This window comes from Ancylomarina longa, from assembly GCF_003996985.1.
Classification (GTDB): Bacteria; Bacteroidota; Bacteroidia; order Bacteroidales; family Marinifilaceae; genus Ancylomarina_A; species Ancylomarina_A longa.
In genome coordinates this window covers 1-26,115 of sequence record NZ_RJJX01000013.1, presented here as the reverse complement: position 1 = coordinate 26,115, position 26,115 = coordinate 1, and the positions used below count along the sequence as shown (strand labels likewise).

Sequence of the window (26,115 nt, the reverse complement as noted above, 5' to 3'; positions counted from 1 at the left end):
ACTAAAGGTAATATTTTTTGAGAAAGTCGAAAAGAGAATCAGGAAAAGAGAGTGGGAATTAAGATATTTTAATATTTGTCTCTGGGATAAATCCCAGAGCAATTCAAATCCCAGAGCAATTCAAATCCCAGAAGTTAATTTCTAATTAAGATGGATAATATTAAAACAAAGCAGATACTAATGCACCAAGTATTGAATTATAACTTTCTTTCACAACATTCTTATCGGAATGTGAGCAGATCCTTTCCTAATTTCCGCCATTCAGGATGACAGAAATAAACCTGTCCGCAATATATATCAAAGCGCAGCTGCATAATTTGGTAGTGCCATTACTCTGGATATATTCTCAGGCCCCTAACACTCACAGATTGCTCTATTCTCACAGCTTATTAATAATTGACGTTTTTCAAATAAACCTGTTCAATGTACGCAGCTCTTTTGGTTTCTTTCAGGCAATTCTGACATTAGCTACTGTCTGCCTATGATAGAATTGTAGGTTATATTCGTTGGCTTTCCCCTTACTATTATAAATGGATGGCGCATGTTTACAGGCTTGCCCAGCTATATGATTGGCTTGTGCCGGAAAATGTTTGGCTTGCCTTGGAAGACTATAGGCTTGTATCGTAAAATTAAAGGCTAACATCGACTAATAATAGGCTGACAGCGGAGTATTACACCCTTTGTTCTGATGATGAAAGGCTTATTCCTTATTTAAACAGACTTGCAGATTTGCTTTATGGGTTTACATCTATACATTACTAATGCTAACACCTCCATGTAAGGCCTGAACTTTGCCATGGAAGACTTGAAGCGTAAAATAATTGACTTGGAGTTTGTATTGGAAGACTTGAAGCGTAAAATAGTTGACTTGAAATTCAAATTGGAAGACTTGAAGTTTGTATTGGAAGACTTGAAGCTGAGTTTATATAAGATGAAATAGATTGTACGTGTATGGTAGTTCTTCATGATAGATAAATTTCTCCTGCCTCAAAATATTACAACTAATAATCATGCAGCTAACACAGCATTTCCAGAGAATGGGTTTTTAATCCAAATTGTCCTAATAAATTAGCGCTTTGCTCAAGATACTATTGTTCAAAAATAAGGCATTTATAGGGTTATTAGCCATAAATATCTTGTTTGCAATAAAAGACATAAGCGATCAGAAACGTGTAAGACAATATTAATTTGTAATTACATAAATAAGGAAAAAATTTATATCACAAATAAAATAATTTTGTTAGATTTGATTTTTTTTATGATAGGTGTTTTATCCAAATACTTGTTATTAAACTTAAAAAATTTGAAACTAATTATAACTCAAAAGATTAAACCTAAACTAAAGAACTATGCACCCAATTCTAAATCGTAACCTATTCTTTGTAAAAGAACATGTTGGTTTGTTCAAAGCTGCCAATAACTACGACATTCTCGACCCAACTACTCAAGAAATCATACTCGAATGCCGGGAAGAAAAACTAGGTTTCTTTACAAAATTATTACGCTTTACTGATTATAAAAGGATGACTCCTTTTCATATCGAAATAAAAACCAAAACAGGCGAAAAAGTACTAAGTGTGAAACGTGGTGTTTCCTTCTTTGTTTCCACAGTTGAGGTACTCGACGATAAGGATAAGCTGGTAGGTAAATTCAAACAGCAATTCTTCTCTATTGGGGGTAAATTTAATGTTCTCGACCCGAACGATAACTACCTGTGTACTCTAAAAGGAAAATGGACCAGCTGGAATTTTAAGTTTATCAAAAACGAAGATGAATTTGCTCATGTGGCAAAAAAATGGAACGGCTTAGGCAAAGAACTATTCACCAGCGCAGATAATTACATGCTGGAAATTGCACCGAAAGTACCCGCTGATACTCCGCTAAGACTCTTGATTCTTGCAGCAGTAATGTCTATTGACATGGTGTTGAAGGAGTAAATAAAATATTACATTTTTCTAAATCTTAGAATTTTATATCTATAATAAATCAACAGAAAGTTGGGATTATCGGAACACGCTAAATCCAACTTAATTGATATTTACAATATTATTTGGCTCAAAATAAGGCATCCTATTTCAGATTATTTTTCAATTTCAAATAAATAACACTTTAACTCACAAACTCTACATTTATTTCATTATGAAAGTTAAAAAAACAGTACTATTAGTACTTGGGATATTGCTATTTCAAGTGTCCTTTTCACAGGAAAATTTTCAACCAGGCATTATTATTAATAATCAGAAAGATACTGTATCTGGATTCATTGATTTTAGAGATTGGATTAAAAACCCACACGAAATTACTTTTAAAGATAAGATAACCAATAAAGTAAATATTTATAAACCATGCGATTTACTTGAATTTAGAGTGGCAAATGAAATATATGAAAGTGCCATCATTAATTTTGAAACTAGCGCATATCATACAGGTAAATTAACGACTGATCCATCATTGCATTTGCACAAGGATACGATTTTTCTTCAGACAGTAATTAAAGGAAATAAAAGTCTTTACTATCTAAAAAGCAAAAATGGGAACGTCAATTTTTACATCAAAAAAGATTCAAAATTTGAATTATTAATCTACAAAAAGTACCTAAAAGAAAAAGAAGGAAATCAAATTCAAATTGAGAATAAAAAATACTTGGGGCAACTATCAGAATATCTAAAAGATTATATTACAAGCTCATCAAAATTTAAAATCTATAAATATAATCTCAAGAGTTTAAAGAAACTCTTCCAATATTATTATTCAATATCCCAAACAAAAATATCATTTCAAAAGAAGAAGGAAAAGATATCTGTTGAATTAGGTTTGCTATCGGGTGCATCCTTCAGTAGCCTTAAATTTAATAATAGCAAATTTTTCACTCTAACCAAGACTAATTTCTCAAAATCAACCGACTTTGCTGCAGGTATATTTTTAGATTTAATTCTATCTAAAAAGCAAAAAAAATGGTCTATTTGTAATGAATTGTTTTACACATCTGCTACTTATACATCACAATATGATGACTATATAAACGAAGATAGCTACGCTATAACCTATAATGAAATAGGTGAATCGTATTTAAAATTAAACAACTTGATTAGATATAGATACCCAATTGGAAAACTATTTATCTACCTAAATGGTGGTATCTCTAATGGCTTTGCATTTAGTGAAACGAACAGTCAAATTAAAAAATCAACACGTGGTACTACAGTTAGTACAGATAAAGGAAAGGCGCTAGATGACTCGAGAAGTTATGAACAAAGTTTTCTTTTGGGCTTAGGAGTAAAACACAAAAAAATATCTTTTGAATTACGATATGAGAAAGGAAATGGTATGTCTAAATCAATTCAATCCATAACTCAAAGATTCTACCTATTATTTGGGTACCGATTCTAATAAAAATTTTCAAATCTATAGGACAATAAACATCCCTCTCCAAACGGAAAGGGATTTTTTGTTTTTCTTATTGAAACAGTAAGCTATCCAAGCCGAAAAGCTCAAGATAGCTTGCAGATCTATTTGCTAATATTTTTAATAGAGCCCAAGTTAGGATAGAATTCAATACCAAAGTTTTCGTTTAGTAATACTTCGGCTGGCATGTTGGCAATCTTACCAAACTGCGCAATGCCCATTCGTTTGCTAAACAGGATATCTTTTCCATTTGAAACAGTAACATCTGCCATTCCCGGAATACGATAATAAATTTGTTTTTGGGGCTGCTCGCCTACACTCGACAAGAGAACCAATTCATCGGTGATATTCAAGTTCTTAAAATCAACTCGGATGGGACGACCGGAAAGATCATCCACTCCAACGGGACCTGATTTAGGGGACATACGAAAAATCACACCTCCTTTTTCTCCTTTTTTAGGCGTATAGGAAAATTGATAGTGCTTCATGAAACTTACTCTCTTCCCTATAAATAAGGACATATATTCCTTTTCCAATTTTGCCAATTCATCAACAATTACCTGATATGCTTTTCCATCGGGTGGCAACTGATCGAAGTTGGCAGTTAATATTTTAAAACGTCGTTTTCTGAGTTTAAAAATCTGATGGGCAGCTTCGGCTGCTTTCTCCTCCAATGTTTTCTCCATAGCTTGTTTTTCGAGAACAGGCACTTTTATAAATGCAGTATCGGTTTCAACCACCTTATATATGGTATCTTCCCGATATTTTAAAATCGGGTCGATAGAGAATTTGCCATACTCAATCTTTATATCCTCATCCACAATAGCAAGTGTCTTTTGCATCTGAATCTTTTCCTCCCCTTTCTGTAAATTAAACCCACGAATCAACCCTTCGGGGGTTAAAGCAATTAATCCAGGTTCATAATCTACCGATGTAGTAACTTTATGATACTGCTCCGAATCCACTTCTCCTACTCCAGTAAGCCTTACAGATTTTAGTTTCCAGTCCAATCCGTCTTGGTTCACTATATCTGATAGTCCTAAATACTTCTCGGCAAAATCGGCAAATGGACCTCGCTTTAAAATCGTTTTTTCGGCTACAACATCTAGTTTTAAAACAGTTTTTGGCAATGCATAAACAACAGTACTGGGCGTTTCAAGAGCTCTTCTTTTCTGTGCCATCGTATTCCATGGCAATACTACAAGTAAAAGAATTACTGAAAAGTTTTTAATTATCGATCGATTCATTTCACATATTTTTTAGATGCAGACGTTGCACAAACGCCTTTTCAAATCATTTTATATATTGTTTTCGCTTATAAACGCTGATTGCGCTATCTAATTGTAATTTATTATCGAATTCCACTGGTACAAGTTGAACTCATACCTGAGTTTATATATCCATTATTTTTTAAGACTTAGCCATGCTTTAGGCAGATAAGAAATAATATCACCAGCTGTTAACGCCTCTACCCCCACCTCTTCTGCTGCCAAATCGCCTGCTAAGCCATGTAAATATACTGCGATAATTGCAGCAATTCTGGAAGGATATCCCTGCGAAAGCAAAGATAATATTATTCCGGTCAGCACATCCCCGCTACCTGCAGTTGCCATGCCCGGATTTCCTGTCGGGTTGAAATAGCAATTCCCGTTGGGGCAAGCTATAGCCGTATAAGCTCCTTTTAGAATAAGGCAAATACTATGTTTTTGGGCAAACTCTCGCTGCATACAATTTCGGGTATAACTATCTTTTGATTCCCCAACCAATCGCTCAAATTCTTTTACATGTGGTGTAAAAACAGAACCCATTGGAAGATGTTCCTTCAATTCGGGATGTTCCCCTATTATATTTATGGCATCTGCATCGATAACCACAGGTACTTTCACTTCCTTTAATAGGTCAACCATTGCCCGAAAGGAATTTTGTTTTTTATCGATACCCGGACCAATGGCCACTGCCTTGTACTGACTCAAATCGGGATATTCGGTGAAAATAATATCCGACCGATCGATACTTACCATGGCTTCGGGAACTGCTGTTTGCAGGATTTGATAACCCAAACGCGGAATATGAGAGGTGAGTAATCCGATTCCCGACCGCAGACTTGCCCGTGATGCCAGGATTGCAGCACCCATTTTTCCGTAGCTTCCACTAATTAGGAGACCATGCCCGTAAGTTCCTTTGTGATCGAATTTTTTACGAGGCATCAATAAGTTTTTTACAAAATCGCGACTTAACATTTTAAAGGGAGTCTTTCCTTTCTCTATCGCATCAGGATGAAGACCAATTGACAACACCTTCCAATCCCCTACAAATGCTTCGTTTTCGGGAAAGAGAAAAGCCAGTTTCGGAAATTGAAAACTAAGGGTAATATCTGCCTTCACAATTCCCTTTCTATTATTTTGAGAATTATCTTCCCCCATTAAACCCGAAGGAATATCAATTGCAACAACAGTAGCTTCACTTGCATTAATGGCATTTACTACATCAAGCGCAAAACCAGCAATCGGGCGAGATAGACCTGCTCCGAAAATAGCGTCGATCACCAAATCATCGGGGAAAATCCATGGTATGGCTTCTGCTGCATCTATTTCAAATAATGCAATGTTCCCCAACAACTTTAGTCTTTGTAAATTGGTTGTTGCATCGGCAGAAAGATGACTGCTAATTTGAAGTACATACACCTCTACCGTATATTTATTTTCTGCAAGCATTCGAGCCAGAGCCAGACCATCGCCACCATTGTTTCCCGGACCGACAAATACCTTACAGGAGATTGGTTCCGGAAATTTTTCCAAAATACACTTACACAATTCTCCGGCAGCGCGTTCCATTAAATCAATACTGGAAATGGGTTCATTTTCAATGGTAAAAGCATCGATAGCAGCAATTTGTTTGGTAGAGTATATTTTCATGTGTTATAATTTTCTTGTGGATTATTTTTGATTTCTATTTCTCAATTGGATACTATCCCATTCTTTTTATAGCATTCATTTACTACTCAAAGTGCTTTCGGTTTATCGGATTAAAAATGGATGCTGTAAATAATTCATTTTCGACTTTAATTCAGAGCTTTATTGACTTGCATTGAATAAGAATTTACAAAGTCTCTTTCCTTTTTGTCTTTTAGCCTTCCAATTCTGCCTTACTAACATCTGGAATCTACCCTGTTATAGCCCCACAATCAAAGATACTAAACTTTTCAATCTGGAATCGACACCGAAATCGATTTAAATATGACCAATAGCATAGTAATTGATTATAGGCATGTGCTTTTTTTCTATATATTTGTCAATCTCAGAATTAAAACGAAACCATTAAATAACTAAAACTAACATTTATGTTTAAAGGACATCCTAAAGGACTTTACGTCGCATTTTTCGCCAATCTGGGGGAGCGTTTTGGCTTCTATACCATGATGGGGATTTTGGTTTACTACCTAACAGCAAAATATGGTTTATCTGCCACCAAAGCAGGTATGATATACAGCATATTTTACGGTTCCATTTATGGATTAGCCCTTGTTGGTGGATTACTTGCCGATAAAACGAGAAACTACAAAGGCATTATTTACATTGGTTTGATTACCATGCTTGCCGGATATGTTTTAATGGCTATCCCTGGTTTTGGACTGATATTCACTGTTTTTGCATTATTTATTATTGCATTTGGGAATGGCTTGTTTAAAGGAAATCTACAAGCAATAGTTGGCCAGTTATACGACGACCCAAAATATTCTCATTTAAGAGATTCTGCTTTTAGTGTATTCTATATGGGGATTAATGTTGGTGCTTTATTTGCTCCAAGTGCTGCAGCCGGAATCATCAATTGGTTTATCAAATCAAAAGGATTTTTGCGTGATGATGCACTTCCTGCTTTAATTCACAAATTTCAGGCTGCTCCTGATGCAGGAATAACTTCTGAATTACAAACTCTGGCTGATAAAGTATCTGGTGCTCATGTTGCTGATTTATCCAGTTTTGCAAGCAATTATCTTTCTGTATATAGCGATGGATTTAACTATGCTTTTGGTGTAGCAGGATTAACCATGATTCTTTCGCTGGTTGTTTATTCTATATACAAAAGACATCTTCCAGATGTTCAAAAAGCAGAAGAAGCCAATGGACCAGTAGTTGAAATGTCGAAAGCAGAAACAAAACAAAGACTTACTGCCCTATTCCTTGTATTTGGAGTAGTGATTTTCTTCTGGATGGCTTTCCATCAAAATGGTTTGACCATGAGTTTCTTTGCCAGAGACTATACAGTTACAAGCGTTGGGCCTGCAACTTATCTGGTATTTAATATTTGGTCTTTACTATCCATTGTAATTGGAATTCTTGCATTAAGCTCTCTCCTAAAAAGAGAATCCTCTGCTAAAACTAAATTAATCAGTGCAGTTGTTTTTGCTGTTTCGGCTCTATCAACCTATTATTTTTATAGCCAAAATCCCGAGGTGAACCCATTCTCTCCAGAGTTATTCCAGCACTTTAATCCAACGATGATTGTTTTACTTACACCGATAATTGTGGGATTATTTGCATGGCTAAACAAAAGAGGCAAAGAACCATCAGCTCCAAGAAAAATTGGTATTGGTATGATCATTACCTCTGTTGGTTTCTTAATTCTATTAATTGGTTCCTTAGGTTTAGATCCATTTAATGCAATGCAGGCAGATCCAAATCATCTTCGTGTTGGTACTGGTTGGTTGATTAGTACTTATTTCACCTTGACAATTGCTGAATTGTTCTTGAGTCCGATGGGAATATCTTTTGTATCAAAAGTTTCTCCTCCAAAATATCAGGGAATCATGCAAGGATGTTGGTTAGGTGCGACAGCTGTTGGTAACCTGTTTTTAGGTGTTGGTAGTTATTTATACGAGAGAGTTGAAATTTGGCAAGTATGGACCATCTTCATTGTTTTGTGTTTCATTGCTGCTACATTCATTTTCTCTATCATGAAAAAACTGGAAAAGGTATCCTAAATAGGAACTCGATTCTATTAAATAATTCCAGAGCTATCGATACTATTTCGATAGCTCTTTTTTTATGCAAACTCCACTGCTTTCGCAAAAGGTCCTAAAAATCCATACTATCGATTTAAATTGTAAATGTTTATGTCGTTTCCTATCTATACATCAATGAAATCAAACAGAAATTTCATCTCCTATTTCAGACCTAAAAGTATTTTTATACTATATTTGTCTTATTCAAAACTATTCTAAATAAAAATTCATGTTTGAAAAACTTAAAAGGAGATGGGGAGTTACTTCTAACATACGCTTGGTACTTATTTTCATCGCCTTCTCTGTTACTGGTAGCCTTGCCGTTACGGCGCGCAAGTTCGTATTTGAATATCTTTCTATAGGGCCAGATACTAATTTGATCATTAAAATTGTATTGAGTATACTCATAATAACCCCTAGCTATCAGGTTCTACTCATTATCGTAGGAAGTCTGTTGGGGCAGTTTGAATTCTTCTGGAGATTCGAAAAGAAAATGCTTGGTCGCTTTTTACCAAAAAAAAAGAGTACTCCAACTCCATGATCAGCAATCCCATTGTATCCTCCTCAAACAGCACAACAGAAATACCTATGCAAAAGAATCAGATCGCAGAAGCATTTAAGAAACTACAGGATAGAATTACTAAATCCATCGAAAATACCGATGGCAAAGCTAAGTTTACAGAAAACAACTGGAAGCGTGAAGGCGGTGGTGGTGGACGAAGCCGGGTAATTCAAGGCGGAAATATTATTGAAAAAGGCGGCGTTAATTTTTCTGCAGTGCATGGTCAGCTGCCAGAGAAAATAAAGCAGAAGTTGCAATTGCAGGAAGATGAATTTTTTGCTACCGGAGTATCCTTAATAATGCACCCCGAAAATCCCCATGTTCCTATTATTCATATGAACGTTCGATATTTCGAACTGCCCGATGGTAGTTATTGGTTTGGTGGAGGTATTGATCTTACTCCTATTTATATTGATCGGAAGCAAGCCAAATATTTCCATCAAAAACTGAAGGAAGTATGTGATAAATACGATGCTGAGTACTATTCTAACTTTAAAGCTTGGGCTGATGATTACTTTTATCTTCCCTTTAGAAAAGAAACCAGAGGTATTGGAGGAATTTTCTTTGATCATTTAAATGGTGCAAACGGGCAAAGCAAAAAACAGCTGTTTGATTTTGTGATGGAGATTGGCAATTTATTTGCTCCCTTATACTGTGATATTATGGAGCAGAATTCCAGTAGAAACTATTCTGCACAAGAAAAAGATTGGCAATTACATCGCAGAGGCAGATATGTGGAGTTCAATCTGGTAATGGATAAAGGCACTAAATTTGGTCTGGATACTAATGGCAGAACCGAGTCTATTTTGGTTAGCATGCCACCTGAGGTGAAATGGACGTATGAATATCCTATTGAAAAAGCTTCGAAGGAGGAACAAACCTTACACTTGCTTAAAAAAGAAATAGATTGGATCTCGCAATAATAATCTGAGCCATCGAATAATTTAGCTAGCCATTTGTATTACTATTCAAGAGAAAATTTTTGTACTTTCATCTGGAAAATATAATGGCAATATCTCCTTGTTAATTTGTCTAATCCAAAATTAGCTATGCCCAAAAAAACTACCGTTTTACTTCTTAATCTTGGAACACCAAAAAGTCCCAATGTATCTGATGTTCGAAGCTATCTTTTTGAGTTTTTAAATGACAGGAGGGTTATTGATATTCCCTGGTTACTTCGGAAAATATTAGTAAATCTCATTATTGTTCCATTTCGTGCAAAAGAATCCTCTAAAATCTATAAAAAACTTTGGACAAAGCAAGGTTCTCCACTTATGATTTATGGAGAGAAAGTAAAAGAACTACTTCAAGCGGAGTTACAGGAAAATTTCAAAGTGGAATTAGCGATGCGATATCAGCAACCATCCATGAATAAGGTTTTGGAAAAGATCAGAAAAGATATTCCCGAAAAGCTGATTATTCTTCCTATGTATCCTCATTATGCATCTTCTACTACTGGCTCTACTCTTGAAAAAACGATGGAGATTATAAAAACCTGGGAAGTGATTCCGGAAATAAAATTTGTCAAGCAATTTTTTGACCATGATGGATTTCTGAACACGATCGTAGACAAAGCTCAAAAATATGATTTGAATAAATTCGATCATTTTGTCTTTTCCTATCATGGACTACCTGTAAGACAAATCAACAAAGTTCATCCTGACAGAAATTGTTTAGATTGTAAATGTCACGAACAATATGATCGCTCAACAGATTATTTTTGTTACCGTGCTACTTGTTTTGAGACCAGTAGATTATTGGCCAAAAAACTCAACATCCCAAAAGAAAAATATACCGTTGCCTTCCAATCCCGCCTGAATAAAAATTGGTTAGAACCATTTTCAGATAAAATTGTAACAGAACAAGCCAAAAATGGAAGTAAAAATCTCTTGATCTTCAGCCCTGCATTTGTTGCCGACTGTTTAGAAACTACGGTTGAAATTGGAATTGAATACCGGGAATTATTTAAAAAAAATGGAGGAGAAAAATTAGTTCTTGTTGAAAGTCTGAACGATCATCCCAAATGGATACAATGCTTAAAAGATTTAGTAATTAATAGCTAGTGCCATTTAAAAGTTAATTCAATTTATTCCTAAGCTTACTTTTTTTATTTAAATCTCTCATCCGATTTTAAATTTCTATTTTTTTCTTCCCATTTTCGATCTAGCCAACCAGAACTTGTGTTTTCCCGATTATCGAATTCCGCAAAGAAAGGTTTAATATCCAGTAATGGTGTCCCATCCAGCATATCTGCATCTTCAATATACAAGACATTATCTTTTATCTCGAGGAGTTGAACTATAGAAATCCCAATAGCATTCGGTCGACGAGGAGCTCTTGTTGCAAATAATCCACGCTCTTCCTGATCCATAAAAGGAGTAACGCGTAGCTTGTATCCTTTTACTTCATGAAAATGATAAACTAAAATAAGATGGGTAAATTCTTCCAAATCTTTTAAGCCAGAGGCAAATTCGTCTTGTAATACAATTTTTGCTTTTACACCCTTTGCTCCCATCGGTTGTATGGGCATATTTTCAATAGTTTGGAAAATGGTATGTATGATACCTATTGGCTTAAAACTAATCTTCGACATTTTTTTATCTTTTAAGAACAATAAATTAGTCTAAATTTAATCAATTTATCCACTAAAAAAAGAGGATGAAACCGAATAAACGGATCAACCTCTCTCAAAAATTCTATAATGTAAATTGTCGTTTTGACATCAACAATCAATAATTATTCAAATTCATTACTGTTGGATTCAATTTCTGAAATCGGTTTTAAATTTTCAGGAATAGCTTCTTCGCCATCATTAAAAAAAGGAAAGACATCTAAAATCGGACTTTCGGTAATTGCAGGAATCTCGTAAGGAACGATCATATCGCTCAAACACTCTTCCAAAAATTCGTAGGCTTGCTTCACGTTATTAGCTTCTGCTAACATGTATTGATTGGTTTTCTTCTCTTTTCCTGAAGCTTCATCAACATCTACAAAGGCAACTTTAGCTTTAAACCAACGATCCCCATTCTCATTCGGGAATAACTCAATTACATTCGATTTACTGATATTAGTAACATTAAAGTCCCCGCTAATCATTTGCTCCAATTCTTTATGTATTCTCGCTTCAGCTTCGGTAAAAGACATAGCATCTACTAGATAGGGAGCAGAAACTTTTTTTTCTTTTCCTGATACTTCGTCCATTTTAACATACTTCACCTTGCATTCAAACCAATTATTTGTCATGATATAGAAATTTTAATTTTTTAAAGGATAGCAAAGATAAAATATCCAATCCCTTTTAAGTTATCGAATTGGATAAATATTTTTATAAAAAAAGGGAAACAAGTTTCCTTATTTCCCTTTTGTAGCGAGAGGCGGGGTTGAACCGCCGACCTCATGATTATGAATCATGCGCTCTAACCAACTGAGCTACCTCGCCATTTTTGCGTGATTGCGGTGCAAATATAAAATCCTTTTTCATTAATAAAAAATCTTTCGGACAAAAAACTTTTCAGAAAAACTCTCGTCCCATGCAAACTCGCTCAATCACAGATTTATCACCTGTTAATATTTTTTAATATAACTAAAACAATTTCTAATGCAAAAAAAAACGAAACTGAACCAATCAATTTCGTTTCTTCCTTAGTAGCGAGAGGCGGGGTTGAACCGCCGACCTCATGATTATGAATCATGCGCTCTAACCAACTGAGCTACCTCGCCAATTTTTCTAATGCGGTGCAAATATAAAATCCTTTTTCATTAATAAAAAATCAATTTCCATTTTTTTATTAGGACTCGCAATTTCTTTTTGCATAATCAAGTCTAAAATTTTCATTACCTTATAAAGGTCAATTTATCCGTGAGAATTCTTAATATTAACAATATGGTAATGGTTAAACTTTGTAATTCTCTTTTTTAAATTACTTATTCTTGAGTATCTTGCGACAAAATTTAAATTTACGCTTAACAAATTCCAAAAACCAGTATTTATTTCTAATGGTTTTTGCATATTTTCTGATTTTAATATAACAATTATAAGCCCCAATAAATGAAAAAATTTGAACTTGAATATGTATTGCAAGCTTCCCAAAAAGTTATTTTTGATAGATTAAGCACAGCAAGTGGTTTATCCGAATGGTTTGCCGATGATGTGAATCAAAAAGGGAAAAATTTCACTTTTTTTTGGGATGGATCAGAGCAGGAAGCGCAGCTCTTAACTAAAAAGGATAATCGATTAGTTCGATTTAAATGGACAGAAAGTGAGGACGAGGAAGCTTATTTTGAATTTCGTCTTGAAATAGATGCACTTACCAATGATCTATCCTTAATTATTACTGATTTTGCTGAGGAAGACGAAATTGATGAAAGCATCGAATTATGGGATTCACAAATAGCCGAATTAAAGCATGTATTGGGTATATAAATTTTAGCACCACCTATCCTCAAATCCTGAAAAAATAGCTTATTTTTGTAAGCTCTAAGACCAGTTTCTTTTCGTTATTGGTCTTATTTTTTAGATGATAATTTAGTTCTGATATACTTATAATTTGTAGCATATAAATTGGTAACTATCAAAGCTTATTAAATCAATATTTTACCCAATGAAACGATTACACTCCTTTATTCTTAAAAGTTTTTTAGGACCTTTAGCTTTTACATTTTTGATATGTATGTTTGTGCTGTTAATGCAGTTCTTGTGGAGGTTTATCGATGAATTTGTTGGAAAAGGATTAGAATGGACAGTTATTGCTGAATTCTTATTTTATGTTTCGGCAACCCTTGTTCCTATGGCGCTTCCACTTGCTATTCTTCTTGCTTCCATTATGGCATTCGGGAATATGGGTGAAAACTATGAATTAACTGCAATGAAAGCTGCAGGAATCTCGCTTCAAAGAATTATGAAGCCTCTCACAATTTTGGTTATTTTAATCAGTTTGGGAGCATTTTTCTTTTCCAATAATATAATGCCCATTGCCTCCCTTAAGACAAGTTCATTACTATATGATATAAAAAGACAAAACCCTGAATTAATTCTCAAAGAAGGCATCTTCACAAATGACTTACCAAAATTTAGTATTAAAGTTGGAAAAATAGATAAACAATCCGGTATGTTGTATGATCTGTTAATTTACGATCATCGTGAAAATCGTGGCAACACCAATGTTACTGTTGCTGATTCCGGAACCATGATTACATCAGCAGATAAATTAACGATGAATCTTACACTTTATAGTGGAAACATTTATGAGGAGGTTCGTCAAAAAATTAGAAGAAGAAATAAACATCATCCTTTTCGAAGGATTAAATTTGGCGCATACAGAACCAGTATTGCATTACCTGGAAATGAATTGCATAGAACCGATGAAGACAAGTTTAAGAATAGCTACAGAATGCTAAATCTTACTCAGCTGGAAAATCAAAAAGATTCTTTAGAAAATGGCCTTTTGAAGAAAAAAGAAAACTTCGGGAAATCACTAATTGCAAAATACTATTTCCGAAAGGAAATGAAAAGCCTGAGAACAGATAGCATCAAACGAAAGAAATTATTAGCAAAGACTTCAGATGTGGATTCTTTATTTTCTTCATTGAGTGTAAATAAAAAGCTTACTTCTATCAGTAATGCTTTAAGTTATGCGCGAAAAGCTAGAGAAAATGTTTCACGAAAAGACCAGGAATTTATCGCCAGTACAAAATGGATTCAAAAATACAAAAATGAATGGCATCGAAAATTCACCTTATCTTTCGCATGTTTAATTTTCTTTTTTATCGGTGCACCTTTAGGTGCTATTATACGCAAAGGCGGACTTGGAATGCCTGTGATAATTTCTGTATTATTCTTTATTATTTATTACATTATTTCAATGACTGCAGAACGTTTTTCTAAAGAATTGGTTATGCAACCATTTTGGGGAATGTGGACATCTACAATTATTATTATGCCTCTGGGAATCATTTTAACCTATAAAGCAACTACTGATTCCACCTTATTCAATATTGAAAATTATATCGATTTCTTAAAAAAATTGAATCCATTTCAACTTCTTAAAAGGAAATCCTCTGCGGATAACTAATAGTTATGCCTCCATTTATATGAATTAAGAAAAATATGTTTGATGATTTAAAGCCAGATATTGACTATTATATGAGTCCGCAAGGATATCGGATTCTAACTAAGAAATATTTAAGTGAACGAGGGTATTGCTGTGGAAATGGTTGTAAGCATTGTCCCTATTTTCCAAAACACAACAAGGGAAACCGAACTTTAAAAGAGGAATAACATGAGTTTACGAATTGTATATATGGGAACTCCCGATTTTGCTGTAGCTCCCTTAGAGGCATTAATAAATGCTGGTTGTAATGTAGTTGGTGTGGTTACCAATCCGGATAAACCGGCAGGAAGAGGTCAAAAGCTGAAAGAAGCTGCTGTTAAAAAATTTGCAGTACAAAAAGAACTTCCCATTCTTCAGCCAGAAAAATTCAGAAATGAAGAGTTCCTGAATGCTCTTAGGGAATTAAAAGCCGATATTCAAGTGGTAGTTGCCTTTAAAATGTTACCGGAGATGGTTTGGAATATGCCAAAATATGGAACCTTAAATCTTCATGCATCTCTATTACCGCAATATCGTGGTGCTGCACCAATCAACTGGGCAATCATAAATGGAGATAAAGAAACAGGTGTTTCCACTTTTTTACTACAACACGAAATTGATACTGGTAACATTCTTTTTCAGGAAAAAATTGATATTGCAGAAAATGATAATGTAGAAATCATTCATGACAAACTCATGAATGTTGGTGCCAATTTAGTTGTAAAAACAATACAAGCAATTGAGTGCGGAGATTATAAGCAAATACCTCAGGAAAACTACAATTCCAATAGTGAAGTATTAAAATCTGCCCCTAAAATTTTCAAAGAAGATTGTAAAATAGATTGGTCTAAAGATATAGCAAACATACATAATTTAATCCGCGGTCTGAGTCCTTATCCTGCCGCCTGGACAGAATTATTACCTAATGATGAAGGAAAAAAAATTGGATTAAAGATCTTTAGCTCAAGAAAAGAGCCAAATCAACATTCTGAAAAAATTGGAACATTGATTACAGATGGTAAATCTTACTTAAAAGTAGCAGTAAAAGGTGGATTCCTCAACATTACAGAATTGCAACAATCTGGAAAGAAACGAATGAAAACAGAAGATTTTCTCCGTGGATTTCAACAAATATCCAATTATCATTTATAATATTCAAAGGGAAGCTACTTAAAGCTTCCCTTTTTTTCGCTCGCCAAATAAAATATGCTTCCTATCATTTATTCTTTTATTTTCGGAATCCTTTTCGTAAATTTTATGTAAGTGAAATATGATTCTCTAAATCAGATCGAATCATTCTACATCAATGATATAAAATATTGACTGCAATACATCCTCTCATCTCGAAATAGAGACTGTCTTTTTTTTGCATCTTAACAATTAACATGGTATTGTTGAACTGCACCGCCTGCTTACATCCTTAAATCTATGACTATGGTAACACGCACTTTTGACTTGTTGGATAATTACAGGAAATATTTCTTAGCTAAAACCGATGCTTTTGTAAAAAAAGAAAATGGAAATTGGATTACCTATTCCACAGCTCAATATATAGAATACAGCAATCTAATCAGTTATGCCTTATTAGAGAATGGCTTCACCAAAGGAGCCCGGGTAATTACCATTTCCAATAATCGTCCCGAATGGAATTTTGTAGATATGGCTTTGGCACAAATTGGTGCTGTTCATGTTCCCTTATATCCGACCATTAGTGCAAAGAGTTATGATTTTATTATTCGTCATTGTGAACCTTTAGCCATTTTCATATCTGATTCCATTCTATATGAAAAAATTGCTCCTCTTCTCGAAGAACATCCATCAGTACAATTTATTTATTCTTTTAATAAGATAAAATCCGTTGCTCACTGGAGTAATTTATTGGATACTGGAACAAAAGCAGAAAACAAGTTCAAGCATGAACTAGTAGATATAAAAAAGAACATTAAGCCTGAAGATCTACTCACCATCATTTATACTTCAGGAACTACAGGGAATCCTAAAGGAGTAATGCTTTCCCATCAAAATTTCATGAGTAATGTATTGGCATCTGCTGCTCATCTCATTCTGGATTCATCTCATAAAGCTTTGAGCTTTTTACCGATCAATCATGTCTATGAGCGAATGGTGAATTACCAATATCAATACAAAGGAATTAGCATTTATTATGCCGAAAGCATGGAGACTATTGGTGATAATTTACGAGAACTCAAACCTCATGGATTTGCCACAGTTCCCCGATTACTTGAAAAAGTTTATGACAAAATCATGGCAAAAGGAAAGAGTTTATCCTTTCCAAAGAAATCCATTTTTCTTTGGGCAGTAAATCTCGGGCAAAAGTATGAATTAAATGGCGCCAATGGTTGGTGGTACGAATTCAAATTGAAAATTGCAAGGAAACTCATTTTCATAAAATGGCAGGAGGCTTTGGGCGGAAATATCCAGTTCATGTGCTCGGGTGGAGCTGCATTGCAAGTACGGTTGGAGCGTTTGTTTTGGGCTGCTGGAATACCTGTTCAGGAAGGTTACGGACTAACAGAGACCTCTCCTATTATTGCAGCCAACCAAAACGCATACCCTGATGTAAGATTTGGAACAGTTGGCCCGGTGCTGGAAGGTGTGGAAGTTAAAATTGCAGAAGATGGTGAGATTCTAGCTCGAGGACCTAATGTTATGATTGGGTATTATAAAAATCCGGAACTAACAAAGGAAGTGATCGATTCGGAAGGATGGTTTCATACTGGTGATATTGGCTGTTGGGAAGACAATAAATTCTTGAAAATAACTGATAGGAAAAAAGAAATATTTAAAACTTCAGGTGGAATATATATTGCTCCTCAAGTAATAGAGAATCTTCTGAAAGAATCTCCTTTTATAGATCAAAATATTGTAATTGGTGAATCCAAACGATTCCCATCTGTTATCATATCTCCTGATTTTGAATTTTTAAAAGAGTATTGTAAACGCAAAAAGATTGCCTTTGATAATCCAGAGCAAATCATTCGAAATGAAAGAATTCAAAAACGTATTTGGACAGAGGTAGAAAAAACAAATGTCAACCTCGATCGTCCTAAAAAAATTAAAATAAGTAGGCTGGTTGCCGATGTCTGGACTCCCGAAACGGGAGAACTTTCACCAACCTTAAAGTTAAAACGCAGAGTGTTAAAGGAAAAATACGATCAGATCATTCAAGAGATATATTCCAAGCAATAAGTACTTCATTTTTAAATGTTAGCTCTGCTTTATGTAACTAAAAACATAAAACCTGATACAAGATTTTATATACACACACTAAAAAAAAAGATGATGACCCGTAAAATAAGAAAAGTTGCTGTTCTGGGTGCTGGTGTAATGGGTGCCCAAATTGCCTGTCATTTTGCAAATATAGGATTGGAAGTTCTCCTTTTAGATATGCCTGCAAAAGAATTAAATGAATCCGAAAAACAGATGGGACTCACCATTAATCATCCCAAAGTAAGAAACCGCATGGTGAATCAACTTTTGGCAAAAATGGTGAAGAACAAGCCTGCTCCCTTATATCTACAATCCTATGTTTCGAGAATCCATACCGGAAATTTCGAAGATGATTTACACCGAATTAAAGATTGCGATTGGGTAATTGAGGCAATTATCGAAAATCTGAGTATTAAACAGAGTTTGTATTCCAAAATAGAGGAACACAGAAAACCCGGATCTTTAATAAGTACCAACACATCGGGTATTCCCATTCAATTATTATTGCAAGGAAGATCAGAAGATTTTGCAGAGAACTTCTGTGGTACTCATTTTTTTAATCCTCCCAGATATTTAAAATTACTGGAGGTAATTCCGTCGGATAAAACCTCAAGAGAAGTAATTGAGTTTTTAAGCGATTTTGGAGAACGATTCCTTGGCAAATCGGTGGTGATTTGTAAAGATACTCCTGCCTTTATAGCTAACAGAATTGGTGTTTATTCCATGATGTCGGTCTTTCATTTGTTGGATGAATTTGAATTTACGGTAGAAGAAATAGATCAGCTAACAGGTCCGATTATTGGAAGACCTAAATCTGCCACTTTCAGAACATGTGATGTAGTAGGATTAGATACCTTGGTTTTGGTAGCTCAAAATCTACAAAAAACACTTGCCCAAGATGAAAAAGCAGATACATTTCGTATTCCTTCCTACATACAGAAAATGCTGGAGAACCAATGGCTGGGAACAAAATCAGAACAAGGCTTCTATAAAAAGATCAAAGCAGATGGAAAAAGTGAAATATTGAGTTTGGATCTGAATAAGTTTGAATATCAAAACAGGCAACGTGTAAAATTTGCCGAATTAGAGGCAGTAAAAGTTATTCCTCATCTGCATAAAAGGTTTAAAGCTTTATTAAAGGGCAAAGGAAAAGTTAATCTCTTTTATCAGAAGTTATTCTTAGGATTATTCGCTTATGTATCGAACAGAATTCCAGAAATTTCTGATGAAATATACAAGATAGATGAAGCGATCTGTTCGGGATTTGCATGGGAGATGGGACCATTTGAAATATGGGATGCCATCGGTTTAAAAAATACGCTTCCGCTTATGGAAGAATTAGGATATAAAGCTGCCGATTGGGTATATAAAATAGCGGATCAGGATTTTAACTTTTATCAATTAAACAAAGGTAAAAAACAATTCTTTGATATTGCCACGAATGATTATCGAGTAATACCGGGGACAGAGAATCTTATACTTCTCAACAATCTTCGTTCATCCAATACCATCTGGCACAACGAGGGATGCAGTATTATTAATCTGGGGGATGGCATCATCAATCTGGAATTTCATACCAAAATGAATACCATTGGAAGTGAAATTATCCAGGGAATCAATAAATCAATAGAATTGGCAGAAACAGATTACAAAGCATTAATCATTTCCAACGAAGGCGAAAACTTTTCTGCTGGTGCTAATATAGGCTTGGTATTCATGCTCGCCGTGGAACAGGAATTTGAGGAGCTGGATATGGTAGTTCGTACTTTCCAGAATAGCATGCTGAAATTAAAATATGCATCGGTACCGGTTATTGCCGCTCCACATGGAATGACACTCGGCGGTGGATGTGAACTTTGCATGCATTCTGATAAGGTAATTGCTCATGCCGAAACTTATATGGGTTTGGTAGAATTAGGAGTAGGAGTAATCCCTGCCGGAGGAGGAACAAAAGAATTCGCTTATCGTCTCTCTAAAGAGATGGCTCCCGATGATATTCGAACCAACCGCTTTCGCGATAAATTCCTGAGTATTGGTCAGGCTAAGGTTTCCACATCAGCCTACGAAGCTTTTAACTTAGGATATCTGCGCAAGCATGTAGATGAAGTAATTATCAGCAAAAAACATCAATTGACTTACGCAAAACAAACCGCTTTATTAATGCTTGAAAAAGGCTATACTCCTCCACTTCGAACTACCAATATCACTGTTTTGGGAAACGAAGGTCTCGCTCTGGTATACTCTGGTGCCGACGGTATGGAAGTTGGCAACTACATCTCGGAATACGACAAATACTTATCCATTGAATTGGGAAAAGTGTTGAGTGGTGGTGAGTTGAGCATTCCTACAAAAGTATCGGAAAACTATCTTCTGAATTTAGAACGAATGACTTTTGTGAAACTTTGTCAGCAGAAAAAAACATTAGAGCGAATGCAAAGCCTGCTTCAAAAAGGAAAGATTTTAAGAAATTGATTAAAGCCTGATCAATAAATTCATTTACTAAACAGAAAAACAACAATTATGAACGCATATATAGTTTCCGCCTACCGAACCGCAGTGGGCAAAGCAAAAAAAGGAAAATTACGTTTTATTAGACCTGATGATCTTGCTGCTAAAGTGGTTCAACACATCATGGAAGAAATACCACAATTAGATTCGATGATGATTGATGATGTGATTGTTGGCAATGCAACCCCCGAAGCAGAACAAGGTTTGAATATTGGTAGAATGATTGCCTTAATGGGACTCGATAATATCCGTATTCCCGGAATGACCGTCAACCGATATTGTTCCTCTGGTTTGGAAAGTATTGCCATTGCAGCTTCGAAAATTGAAGCCGGATTGGCCAATTGCATTCTTGCTGGTGGTGTAGAAATGATGTCGCTGATGCCCATTGGTGGCTGGCGAATGGTTCCGAATCTGGGAATTGCTAAATCCCACCCCGATTGGTACTGGAATATGGGAATTACGGCAGAAGCCTTGCAAAAGAAATACAATATTTCACGACAGGAGCAAGACGAATTCTCCTACCATTCGCACCGAAAAGCCTTAGAGGCAATTGCCCAAAATCGTTTTACCGATGAAATAGTACCAATAAGAGTATTGGAATCTATCATGAATTCAAATGAAAAAATGATCACCAAGGAACATTTGGTAAGTATAGATGAAGGTCCGAGAGCAGACACAAGCATAGAGGGATTAAGTAAACTACGTCCGGTATTTGCACAGGGCGGAAGTGTTACTGCTGGCAATTCCTCACAGACTTCAGATGGTGCTGCCTTCGTTCTTGTTGTATCCGAAAAAATGCTAAAACAGTTAAATGTGCAACCTATCGCACGCTTTGTTTCCTATGCTGTGGCAGGAGTTGAACCAAAGCATATGGGCATTGGTCCGGTGGAGGCAATTCCAAAAGTCTTAAAGCTTTCCGGCCTTTCCATGAATCAAATCGAGCAATTTGAATTGAACGAAGCTTTTGCTGTGCAAGCTTTAGCGGTGATGAAAGAGTTGAATATGAACCCCGAAATCACAAATGTGAACGGAGGAGCTATTGCATTGGGACATCCTCTTGGTTGCACAGGCACTAAGCTTTCGGTGCAATTACTGCACGAAATGAAACGTCGAAAACAAAAATATGGCATGGTTACCATGTGCGTGGGTTCCGGACAAGGTGCTGCCGGAATTTTTGAGTTACTATAACAAGCTTCAAATACCATATAAAAACTAAAATAACATTAAAAACAAGTTCCTAATTACCATTGACCATTACTATAAATTAAACCTGCATAAACACAAATCATATGGAAAAGATAAAAACTGTAAAAGGCGGACAATTTCTAGTTCAGCAAAGCGATCCTCAGAATATTTTTATTCCGGAAGAAATATCCGAAGAACAAAAAATGATCATGGATACCTGTCGTGATTTTCAGGAGAAAGAAATCTTTCCCTTACTAGATGAAATCGACAGTCAAAAGGAAGGATTAATGCCCTTACTCATGGATAAAGCCGGAGAGCTGGGATTATTAGGAATTTCTATTCCCGAGGAGTATGGTGGCTTTGGTCAGGATATGAACACTTCGATATTGAGTACAGAAGTTATGGGAACCTACAGTTCTTTTGCAGTTGCATTTGCAGCTCATGTAGGAATTGGAAGCCTGCCCATTCTGTATTATGGCACCGAAGATCAGAAAAAAAAATATTTACCCAAATTGGCTAGTGGAGAATTTAAAGGAGCTTATTGCCTAACCGAACCAGAAGCCGGATCGGATGCTAATTCAGGCAAGAGTAAAGCAAGCCTGTCTGCAGATGGAACTCATTATCTACTCAATGGACAAAAAATGTGGATTACCAATGGTGGTTTTGCTGATATCTATACTGTTTTTGCCAAGATTAATGATGATAAATACCTGAGTGCTTTCATCATTGAAAAAGATTTTAACGGAATTACCCTCGGGCAAGAGGAGAAAAAAATGGGCATCAAAGGATCTTCCACATGTATGATGTTTTTTGAAGATTGTAAGATTCCGGTAGAGAATCTTTTGGGCGAGAGAGGCCAAGGCTTTAAGATTGCTCTGAATATCCTCAATAATGGCAGAATTAAACTAGCTGCAGCAGTTTTGGGAGCTGCAAAAAAAGTAATCAGTAATACTGTAAGCTATGCCAATGAGCGGGTTCAATTTAAAAACCCCCTTGCTAATTTTGGCGCTATTCAGTACAAAATGGCACAACAAGCTATACGTATTTACACCATCGAATCCGCAATATATCGTTGTAGTAACGACATACAAAACAGCATGCATCAATTGATGGAAGATGGCTTATTAAAAGAAAAAGCAGTGATTCAAGCTCAAAAAGAATTTGCTGCCGAAGCTGCTATTTTAAAGGTTGCCAGCTCCGAAGCTTTGGATTACGTAGTAGATGAAGGTGTTCAAATATACGGCGGAATGGGATATTCTACCGAAGCTCCCATGGAAAGAGCTTATCGCGATTCCCGTATCAACCGCATATTTGAAGGAACCAACGAAATCAACAGAATGCTGATTGTTGATTATCTTCTGAAAAAAGCTTTCAAAAATGAATTGCCACTGCTGTCAGCCTCTAAAAATGTGGTGAAAGAATTAATGTCGATTCCTGAATTTGGAGAAGAAAATACCAGTTTACTTGCTTTGGAGGACAAATTGATATTAGGCTTTAAAAAGTGTGCCTTACTGATTACCGGAGCAGCAGCTCAAAAATTTATGAAGAAACTAAGCGATGAGCAGGAAATACTCATGAATATTGCGGACATCATTATAGATTGCTATCAGGCTGAATCGCTCCTGCTAAGAGTGAAAAAACGAATAGACTTGAAAGGTTTGGAAAACTGTTCAGAACAAATTGCCATGTGTAAAGTATTCTTCTACGATGCCGCCGACAGAATACACAAAAATGCCAAAGATGCTGCCAATTCCATTGCACAGGGCGATGAGCTGAGAATGATCCTTTTGGGATTAAAACGATTCACCAAACACAGCGGGCTCAACAGTAAGGAGGAACGCCGGCTTATTGCCAAAAAGTTGATAGAAGAAAACCGGTATTGTTTCTGATATGCCAGGCTTGATTTTCCTGATAATATGCTGAAACAAATTAGCACCACTCAGCAGCGGCACAAATAAAAACATCCGGTTCCCGATATTTCGGGAGCCGGATGTTTTTCTATTGAATTTAAAAGCTTTTTGCGTGCCTACTCTTTTACTTTTCTGCTCATAATAACATAGTATAACAAAAATCCTATGGCTACAGAAACAAAAAATATCCCGTAAGGCATCGTGCTATCGTATTGCTTAAAAATTGGATTTGAAACTGCCAGAACTTCCATCACAATAAATCCGATTCCTCCGAAAAAGGCTACTAAACCCCATTTTAAAGCAGGATACTGATCGTACTTCACTTGCTTTTTCACTTCTATTTCTGCATCCTGTTCCAAAATTCCGGCTCTATCAAAATGTCCTGATTTGATAATTTTCCGCTTTAAAAAATGCGATGATATTATTTTTACGAAAGTGATAATACTGAAGAATACCACTGCTGCCATTAATAAATCTCCTATTGACATATTCTTAAATTTTAGTTTTGAACTCGATTTGCCCATTAGACCAAGCAAGCTTTTTAAATGTTGCAAAAAGTTTAAATTATTTTCTGACAACTAAAGTTAAACCTGCAATTGTTGCTTCCTTTCCTATGTCCTATTTTATCGAACTCAGGTTAATAACACTATAAAGGGCTTGTTTTTAAGTAGCTTGAACAGTGGTATCTTTTTAAAATATCTTTCGTTTTAAGAAAGCTTTAATAAGACCAAACTTGGTAGCAATAAAAGAAAATTCCTTAGAAAAATATTGTCTAAAAAAACGTACTGAGGTTTTTATAAAAACATAAGCATGTTTTGATGAAAACGTAAGCATGTTTTTATAAAAACATAAGCAGAAAAATATCCTATCTTTAGGACTACTGAATTGGAAGGCAGCACCGCGTTAGGGGTAGAAGCGGTTACCCCGCAGTAGGCTTGGAAAGTGTGTAGGCACGAGGAGTATTAGCGAATGACCCGACCCGCAGGGGAACGCCCCAATTAAAAAAATAATTTTTCATTAGATTTATTGCAACCTATTGCCGACAATGCTTGTCTACTCCATCAAACAATGAACGAAACTGAGCTGATACATCAAATTTGTAATGGAAATCCCCAAGCCTTTCGGTTTTTGGTGAAGCAATATGAGCGACTGGTATTTCATGTAGCTGCTCGTTTACTGAATCAACAGGAAGATTTGGAGGATGTTTGTCAGGAGGTTTTCATTAAGGTACATCAGAAATTGCCAGACTTTAGAGGTGATTCCAAGTTATCAACATGGATTGCCACCATTGCTTATCGGGTGGCGATTAATCATACAAAAAAACGAAAAGCTGTAGCTGATATTGATGATTCGGAAAAGAAATTTATTCATGAGGATATGATTACCGAAGATCATCCGCAGAAAATTGTAGAAGAAAAGGAATTGAAAGACTTGGTGAAACAAATGATAAATCGCTTACCTGCGCCCTATAAAACAGTGTTGATTTTATACCATCTGGAAGAAATGACATACAACGAAATAGTTGAAATTACCGGATTACCGGAAGGCACTGTGAAAAATTATATTTTTAGAGCACGCAAAATGCTTAAAGAATTAATGCTTAAGAGTGAATTGATTGCTGATATTAAAAAACAAAAAGCATAGATTATGCATCGTCAGAAGAAAGATTTCGAAAAGAGCATTGTCGATTGGACGGCAGATGAAAAAATCCTAGTCGATAATTTACTGAAAGAGAGTTTACAGGAGGAGTTTCAGGTTTCCATTCCCCATGATTTTGCCAACCAGGTAACTGAAGTGGTGGAAAAACGGAAATCGATACGTGAGTCTTTGCTCAAGCATTTGATGATGAGCCTTGGGTTAATTGTGATATTTGCATTTACGGTGGCATTATTGTTCTATTTTAAGGTGAATCAGGCAAATATACTTCTTGACCTGGCCTTGAAATTCAAATATCCAATTGCCTTTGTATTACTGATAATTACTGCTATTCAACTTGCTGATTCTGTTTTACTGAGTAGAACAAAGGATCAGCTTAGCGAGTAAAATTATAATCTAAAAAAGAGTCTGTATTAATTGGAGGCCACTGAAAAAGTAACATACTATCAAGCATCAAACCGAAGAATTACTCTTTGGCTTGATGCTTTTTTAATATCTTAGAGCCTGTTAGAAAAATAATATCATGCTCGTTCAACAACAAACATTAGGCTTAAGCCCATATACAGA

General features: G+C 35.5%; 22 protein-coding genes and 2 tRNA genes. 17 read left to right on the top strand and 7 right to left on the bottom strand.

Going from position 1 to position 26,115, the window contains the following annotated elements:
- The first annotated feature begins 796 nt into the window (after positions 1-796).
- The 3 genes from DLK05_RS17525 (at position 797) to DLK05_RS10440 (ending at position 3,390) form a co-directional block, all read left to right on the top strand.
- Entirely contained in the window at positions 797-940 is a 144-nt protein-coding gene (locus DLK05_RS17525; RefSeq protein ID WP_209319831.1) for a hypothetical protein, read from the top strand.
- Positions 941-1,349: 409 nt separating this feature from the next.
- Positions 1,350-1,937, top strand: a complete 588-nt coding sequence (locus DLK05_RS10445; protein ID WP_127343953.1) for an LURP-one-related family protein — start codon at positions 1,350-1,352, stop codon at positions 1,935-1,937.
- Positions 1,938-2,139: 202 nt separating this feature from the next.
- Positions 2,140-3,390 carry a porin family protein gene (locus DLK05_RS10440; protein WP_127343952.1) on the top strand — a complete coding sequence of 417 codons (1,251 nt, stop codon included), beginning with the start codon at positions 2,140-2,142 and terminating at the stop codon, positions 3,388-3,390.
- Between the two features lie 119 nt (positions 3,391-3,509).
- On the opposite strand, the gene DLK05_RS10435 is transcribed toward DLK05_RS10440, so the two are convergent.
- Together DLK05_RS10435 and DLK05_RS10430 are read right to left on the bottom strand one after the other, a co-directional pair.
- Entirely contained in the window at positions 3,510-4,652 is a 1,143-nt protein-coding gene (locus DLK05_RS10435; protein WP_127343951.1) for a DUF4831 family protein, read from the bottom strand.
- A 156-nt stretch (positions 4,653-4,808) separates the two neighbouring features.
- Positions 4,809-6,320, bottom strand: a complete 1,512-nt coding sequence (locus tag DLK05_RS10430; protein ID WP_127343950.1) for an NAD(P)H-hydrate dehydratase — start codon at positions 6,318-6,320, stop codon at positions 4,809-4,811.
- A 425-nt stretch (positions 6,321-6,745) separates the two neighbouring features.
- Here DLK05_RS10430 and DLK05_RS10425 point away from each other — a divergent pair, with 425 nt between their 5' ends.
- From DLK05_RS10425 to hemH, 4 genes are all read left to right on the top strand, one after another.
- Positions 6,746-8,386, top strand: a complete 1,641-nt coding sequence (locus tag DLK05_RS10425) for a peptide MFS transporter (protein WP_127343949.1) — start codon at positions 6,746-6,748, stop codon at positions 8,384-8,386.
- A gap of 250 nt (positions 8,387-8,636) precedes the next feature.
- Positions 8,637-8,948 (top strand): DUF6787 family protein, encoded by a 312-nt coding sequence (locus tag DLK05_RS10420; protein WP_127343948.1) that lies wholly within the window; start codon positions 8,637-8,639, stop codon positions 8,946-8,948.
- Positions 8,949-8,995: 47 nt separating this feature from the next.
- The gene (hemF, locus tag DLK05_RS10415) at positions 8,996-9,892 is read left to right on the top strand and encodes an oxygen-dependent coproporphyrinogen oxidase (protein ID WP_127343947.1); all 897 of its coding nucleotides are present in this window, start codon (positions 8,996-8,998) and stop codon (positions 9,890-9,892) included.
- 126 nt (positions 9,893-10,018) lie between these two features.
- Positions 10,019-11,032: a ferrochelatase gene (gene hemH / locus DLK05_RS10410; RefSeq protein ID WP_127343946.1), complete on the top strand. Its 1,014-nt coding sequence runs from the start codon at positions 10,019-10,021 to the stop codon at positions 11,030-11,032.
- 44 nt (positions 11,033-11,076) lie between these two features.
- Here the strand turns inward: hemH and tsaA are convergent, their stop codons facing one another.
- From tsaA to DLK05_RS10390, 4 genes are all read right to left on the bottom strand, one after another.
- The gene (gene tsaA, locus DLK05_RS10405; RefSeq protein ID WP_127343945.1) at positions 11,077-11,562 is read right to left on the bottom strand and encodes a tRNA (N6-threonylcarbamoyladenosine(37)-N6)-methyltransferase TrmO; all 486 of its coding nucleotides are present in this window, start codon (positions 11,560-11,562) and stop codon (positions 11,077-11,079) included.
- A 143-nt stretch (positions 11,563-11,705) separates the two neighbouring features.
- Positions 11,706-12,212 (bottom strand): DUF4494 domain-containing protein, encoded by a 507-nt coding sequence (locus DLK05_RS10400; protein WP_127343944.1) that lies wholly within the window; start codon positions 12,210-12,212, stop codon positions 11,706-11,708.
- Positions 12,213-12,334: 122 nt separating this feature from the next.
- Positions 12,335-12,408: transfer RNA gene (locus DLK05_RS10395), tRNA-Met, on the bottom strand.
- A 207-nt stretch (positions 12,409-12,615) separates the two neighbouring features.
- Positions 12,616-12,689: transfer RNA gene (locus tag DLK05_RS10390), tRNA-Met, on the bottom strand.
- A 328-nt stretch (positions 12,690-13,017) separates the two neighbouring features.
- Here DLK05_RS10390 and DLK05_RS10385 point away from each other — a divergent pair.
- The 8 genes from DLK05_RS10385 to DLK05_RS10355 all read left to right on the top strand — a co-directional run bounded on the left by DLK05_RS10385 (position 13,018) and on the right by DLK05_RS10355 (position 23,871).
- Positions 13,018-13,392: an START-like domain-containing protein gene (locus DLK05_RS10385; protein WP_127343943.1), complete on the top strand. Its 375-nt coding sequence runs from the start codon at positions 13,018-13,020 to the stop codon at positions 13,390-13,392.
- Between the two features lie 178 nt (positions 13,393-13,570).
- A complete protein-coding gene (locus DLK05_RS10380) occupies positions 13,571-15,040 on the top strand; it encodes an LptF/LptG family permease (protein ID WP_127343942.1) in 1,470 nt (489 codons plus the stop codon).
- 35 nt (positions 15,041-15,075) lie between these two features.
- A complete protein-coding gene (locus tag DLK05_RS17520; RefSeq protein WP_209319830.1) occupies positions 15,076-15,246 on the top strand; it encodes a DUF5522 domain-containing protein in 171 nt (56 codons plus the stop codon).
- A 1-nt stretch (position 15,247) separates the two neighbouring features.
- Positions 15,248-16,210 carry a methionyl-tRNA formyltransferase gene (gene fmt / locus DLK05_RS10375; protein ID WP_235831987.1) on the top strand — a complete coding sequence of 321 codons (963 nt, stop codon included), beginning with the start codon at positions 15,248-15,250 and terminating at the stop codon, positions 16,208-16,210.
- Between the two features lie 282 nt (positions 16,211-16,492).
- Complete coding sequence (locus DLK05_RS10370) at positions 16,493-18,268, top strand: AMP-dependent synthetase/ligase (RefSeq protein WP_209319829.1); 1,776 nt, start codon at positions 16,493-16,495, stop codon at positions 18,266-18,268.
- Between the two features lie 93 nt (positions 18,269-18,361).
- Positions 18,362-20,761 carry a 3-hydroxyacyl-CoA dehydrogenase/enoyl-CoA hydratase family protein gene (locus tag DLK05_RS10365; protein WP_209319828.1) on the top strand — a complete coding sequence of 800 codons (2,400 nt, stop codon included), beginning with the start codon at positions 18,362-18,364 and terminating at the stop codon, positions 20,759-20,761.
- A gap of 48 nt (positions 20,762-20,809) precedes the next feature.
- Complete coding sequence (locus tag DLK05_RS10360) at positions 20,810-21,985, top strand: acetyl-CoA C-acyltransferase (RefSeq protein WP_209319827.1); 1,176 nt, start codon at positions 20,810-20,812, stop codon at positions 21,983-21,985.
- Positions 21,986-22,086: 101 nt separating this feature from the next.
- The gene (locus DLK05_RS10355; protein ID WP_127343938.1) at positions 22,087-23,871 is read left to right on the top strand and encodes an acyl-CoA dehydrogenase FadE; all 1,785 of its coding nucleotides are present in this window, start codon (positions 22,087-22,089) and stop codon (positions 23,869-23,871) included.
- Positions 23,872-24,008: 137 nt separating this feature from the next.
- On the opposite strand, the gene DLK05_RS10350 is transcribed toward DLK05_RS10355, so the two are convergent.
- A complete protein-coding gene (locus DLK05_RS10350) occupies positions 24,009-24,380 on the bottom strand; it encodes a hypothetical protein (RefSeq protein WP_127343937.1) in 372 nt (123 codons plus the stop codon).
- Positions 24,381-24,960: 580 nt separating this feature from the next.
- Between DLK05_RS10350 and DLK05_RS10345 the strand changes: the two genes are divergently transcribed.
- Together DLK05_RS10345 and DLK05_RS10340 are read left to right on the top strand one after the other, a co-directional pair.
- On the top strand, positions 24,961-25,536 hold the full coding sequence (locus DLK05_RS10345) for an RNA polymerase sigma factor (protein ID WP_127343936.1): 576 nt from the start codon (positions 24,961-24,963) through the stop codon (positions 25,534-25,536).
- Positions 25,537-25,539: 3 nt separating this feature from the next.
- Positions 25,540-25,935, top strand: a complete 396-nt coding sequence (locus DLK05_RS10340) for a hypothetical protein (RefSeq protein ID WP_127343935.1) — start codon at positions 25,540-25,542, stop codon at positions 25,933-25,935.
- Positions 25,936-26,115 lie beyond the last annotated feature (180 nt).

Coding starts and splice junctions, on each gene's coding strand:
- DLK05_RS17525 (WP_209319831.1), top strand. CDS start 797: ATGGAAGACTTGAAGCGTAAAATAATTGACTTGGAGTTTGTATTGGAA.
- DLK05_RS10445 (WP_127343953.1), top strand. CDS start 1,350: ATGCACCCAATTCTAAATCGTAACCTATTCTTTGTAAAAGAACATGTT.
- DLK05_RS10440 (WP_127343952.1), top strand. CDS start 2,140: ATGAAAGTTAAAAAAACAGTACTATTAGTACTTGGGATATTGCTATTT.
- DLK05_RS10435 (WP_127343951.1), bottom strand. CDS start 4,652: ATGAATCGATCGATAATTAAAAACTTTTCAGTAATTCTTTTACTTGTA.
- DLK05_RS10430 (WP_127343950.1), bottom strand. CDS start 6,320: ATGAAAATATACTCTACCAAACAAATTGCTGCTATCGATGCTTTTACC.
- DLK05_RS10425 (WP_127343949.1), top strand. CDS start 6,746: ATGTTTAAAGGACATCCTAAAGGACTTTACGTCGCATTTTTCGCCAAT.
- DLK05_RS10420 (WP_127343948.1), top strand. CDS start 8,637: ATGTTTGAAAAACTTAAAAGGAGATGGGGAGTTACTTCTAACATACGC.
- hemF (WP_127343947.1), top strand. CDS start 8,996: ATGCAAAAGAATCAGATCGCAGAAGCATTTAAGAAACTACAGGATAGA.
- hemH (WP_127343946.1), top strand. CDS start 10,019: ATGCCCAAAAAAACTACCGTTTTACTTCTTAATCTTGGAACACCAAAA.
- tsaA (WP_127343945.1), bottom strand. CDS start 11,562: ATGTCGAAGATTAGTTTTAAGCCAATAGGTATCATACATACCATTTTC.
- DLK05_RS10400 (WP_127343944.1), bottom strand. CDS start 12,212: ATGACAAATAATTGGTTTGAATGCAAGGTGAAGTATGTTAAAATGGAC.
- DLK05_RS10385 (WP_127343943.1), top strand. CDS start 13,018: ATGAAAAAATTTGAACTTGAATATGTATTGCAAGCTTCCCAAAAAGTT.
- DLK05_RS10380 (WP_127343942.1), top strand. CDS start 13,571: ATGAAACGATTACACTCCTTTATTCTTAAAAGTTTTTTAGGACCTTTA.
- DLK05_RS17520 (WP_209319830.1), top strand. CDS start 15,076: ATGTTTGATGATTTAAAGCCAGATATTGACTATTATATGAGTCCGCAA.
- fmt (WP_235831987.1), top strand. CDS start 15,248: ATGAGTTTACGAATTGTATATATGGGAACTCCCGATTTTGCTGTAGCT.
- DLK05_RS10370 (WP_209319829.1), top strand. CDS start 16,493: ATGGTAACACGCACTTTTGACTTGTTGGATAATTACAGGAAATATTTC.
- DLK05_RS10365 (WP_209319828.1), top strand. CDS start 18,362: ATGACCCGTAAAATAAGAAAAGTTGCTGTTCTGGGTGCTGGTGTAATG.
- DLK05_RS10360 (WP_209319827.1), top strand. CDS start 20,810: ATGAACGCATATATAGTTTCCGCCTACCGAACCGCAGTGGGCAAAGCA.
- DLK05_RS10355 (WP_127343938.1), top strand. CDS start 22,087: ATGGAAAAGATAAAAACTGTAAAAGGCGGACAATTTCTAGTTCAGCAA.
- DLK05_RS10350 (WP_127343937.1), bottom strand. CDS start 24,380: ATGTCAATAGGAGATTTATTAATGGCAGCAGTGGTATTCTTCAGTATT.
- DLK05_RS10345 (WP_127343936.1), top strand. CDS start 24,961: ATGAACGAAACTGAGCTGATACATCAAATTTGTAATGGAAATCCCCAA.
- DLK05_RS10340 (WP_127343935.1), top strand. CDS start 25,540: ATGCATCGTCAGAAGAAAGATTTCGAAAAGAGCATTGTCGATTGGACG.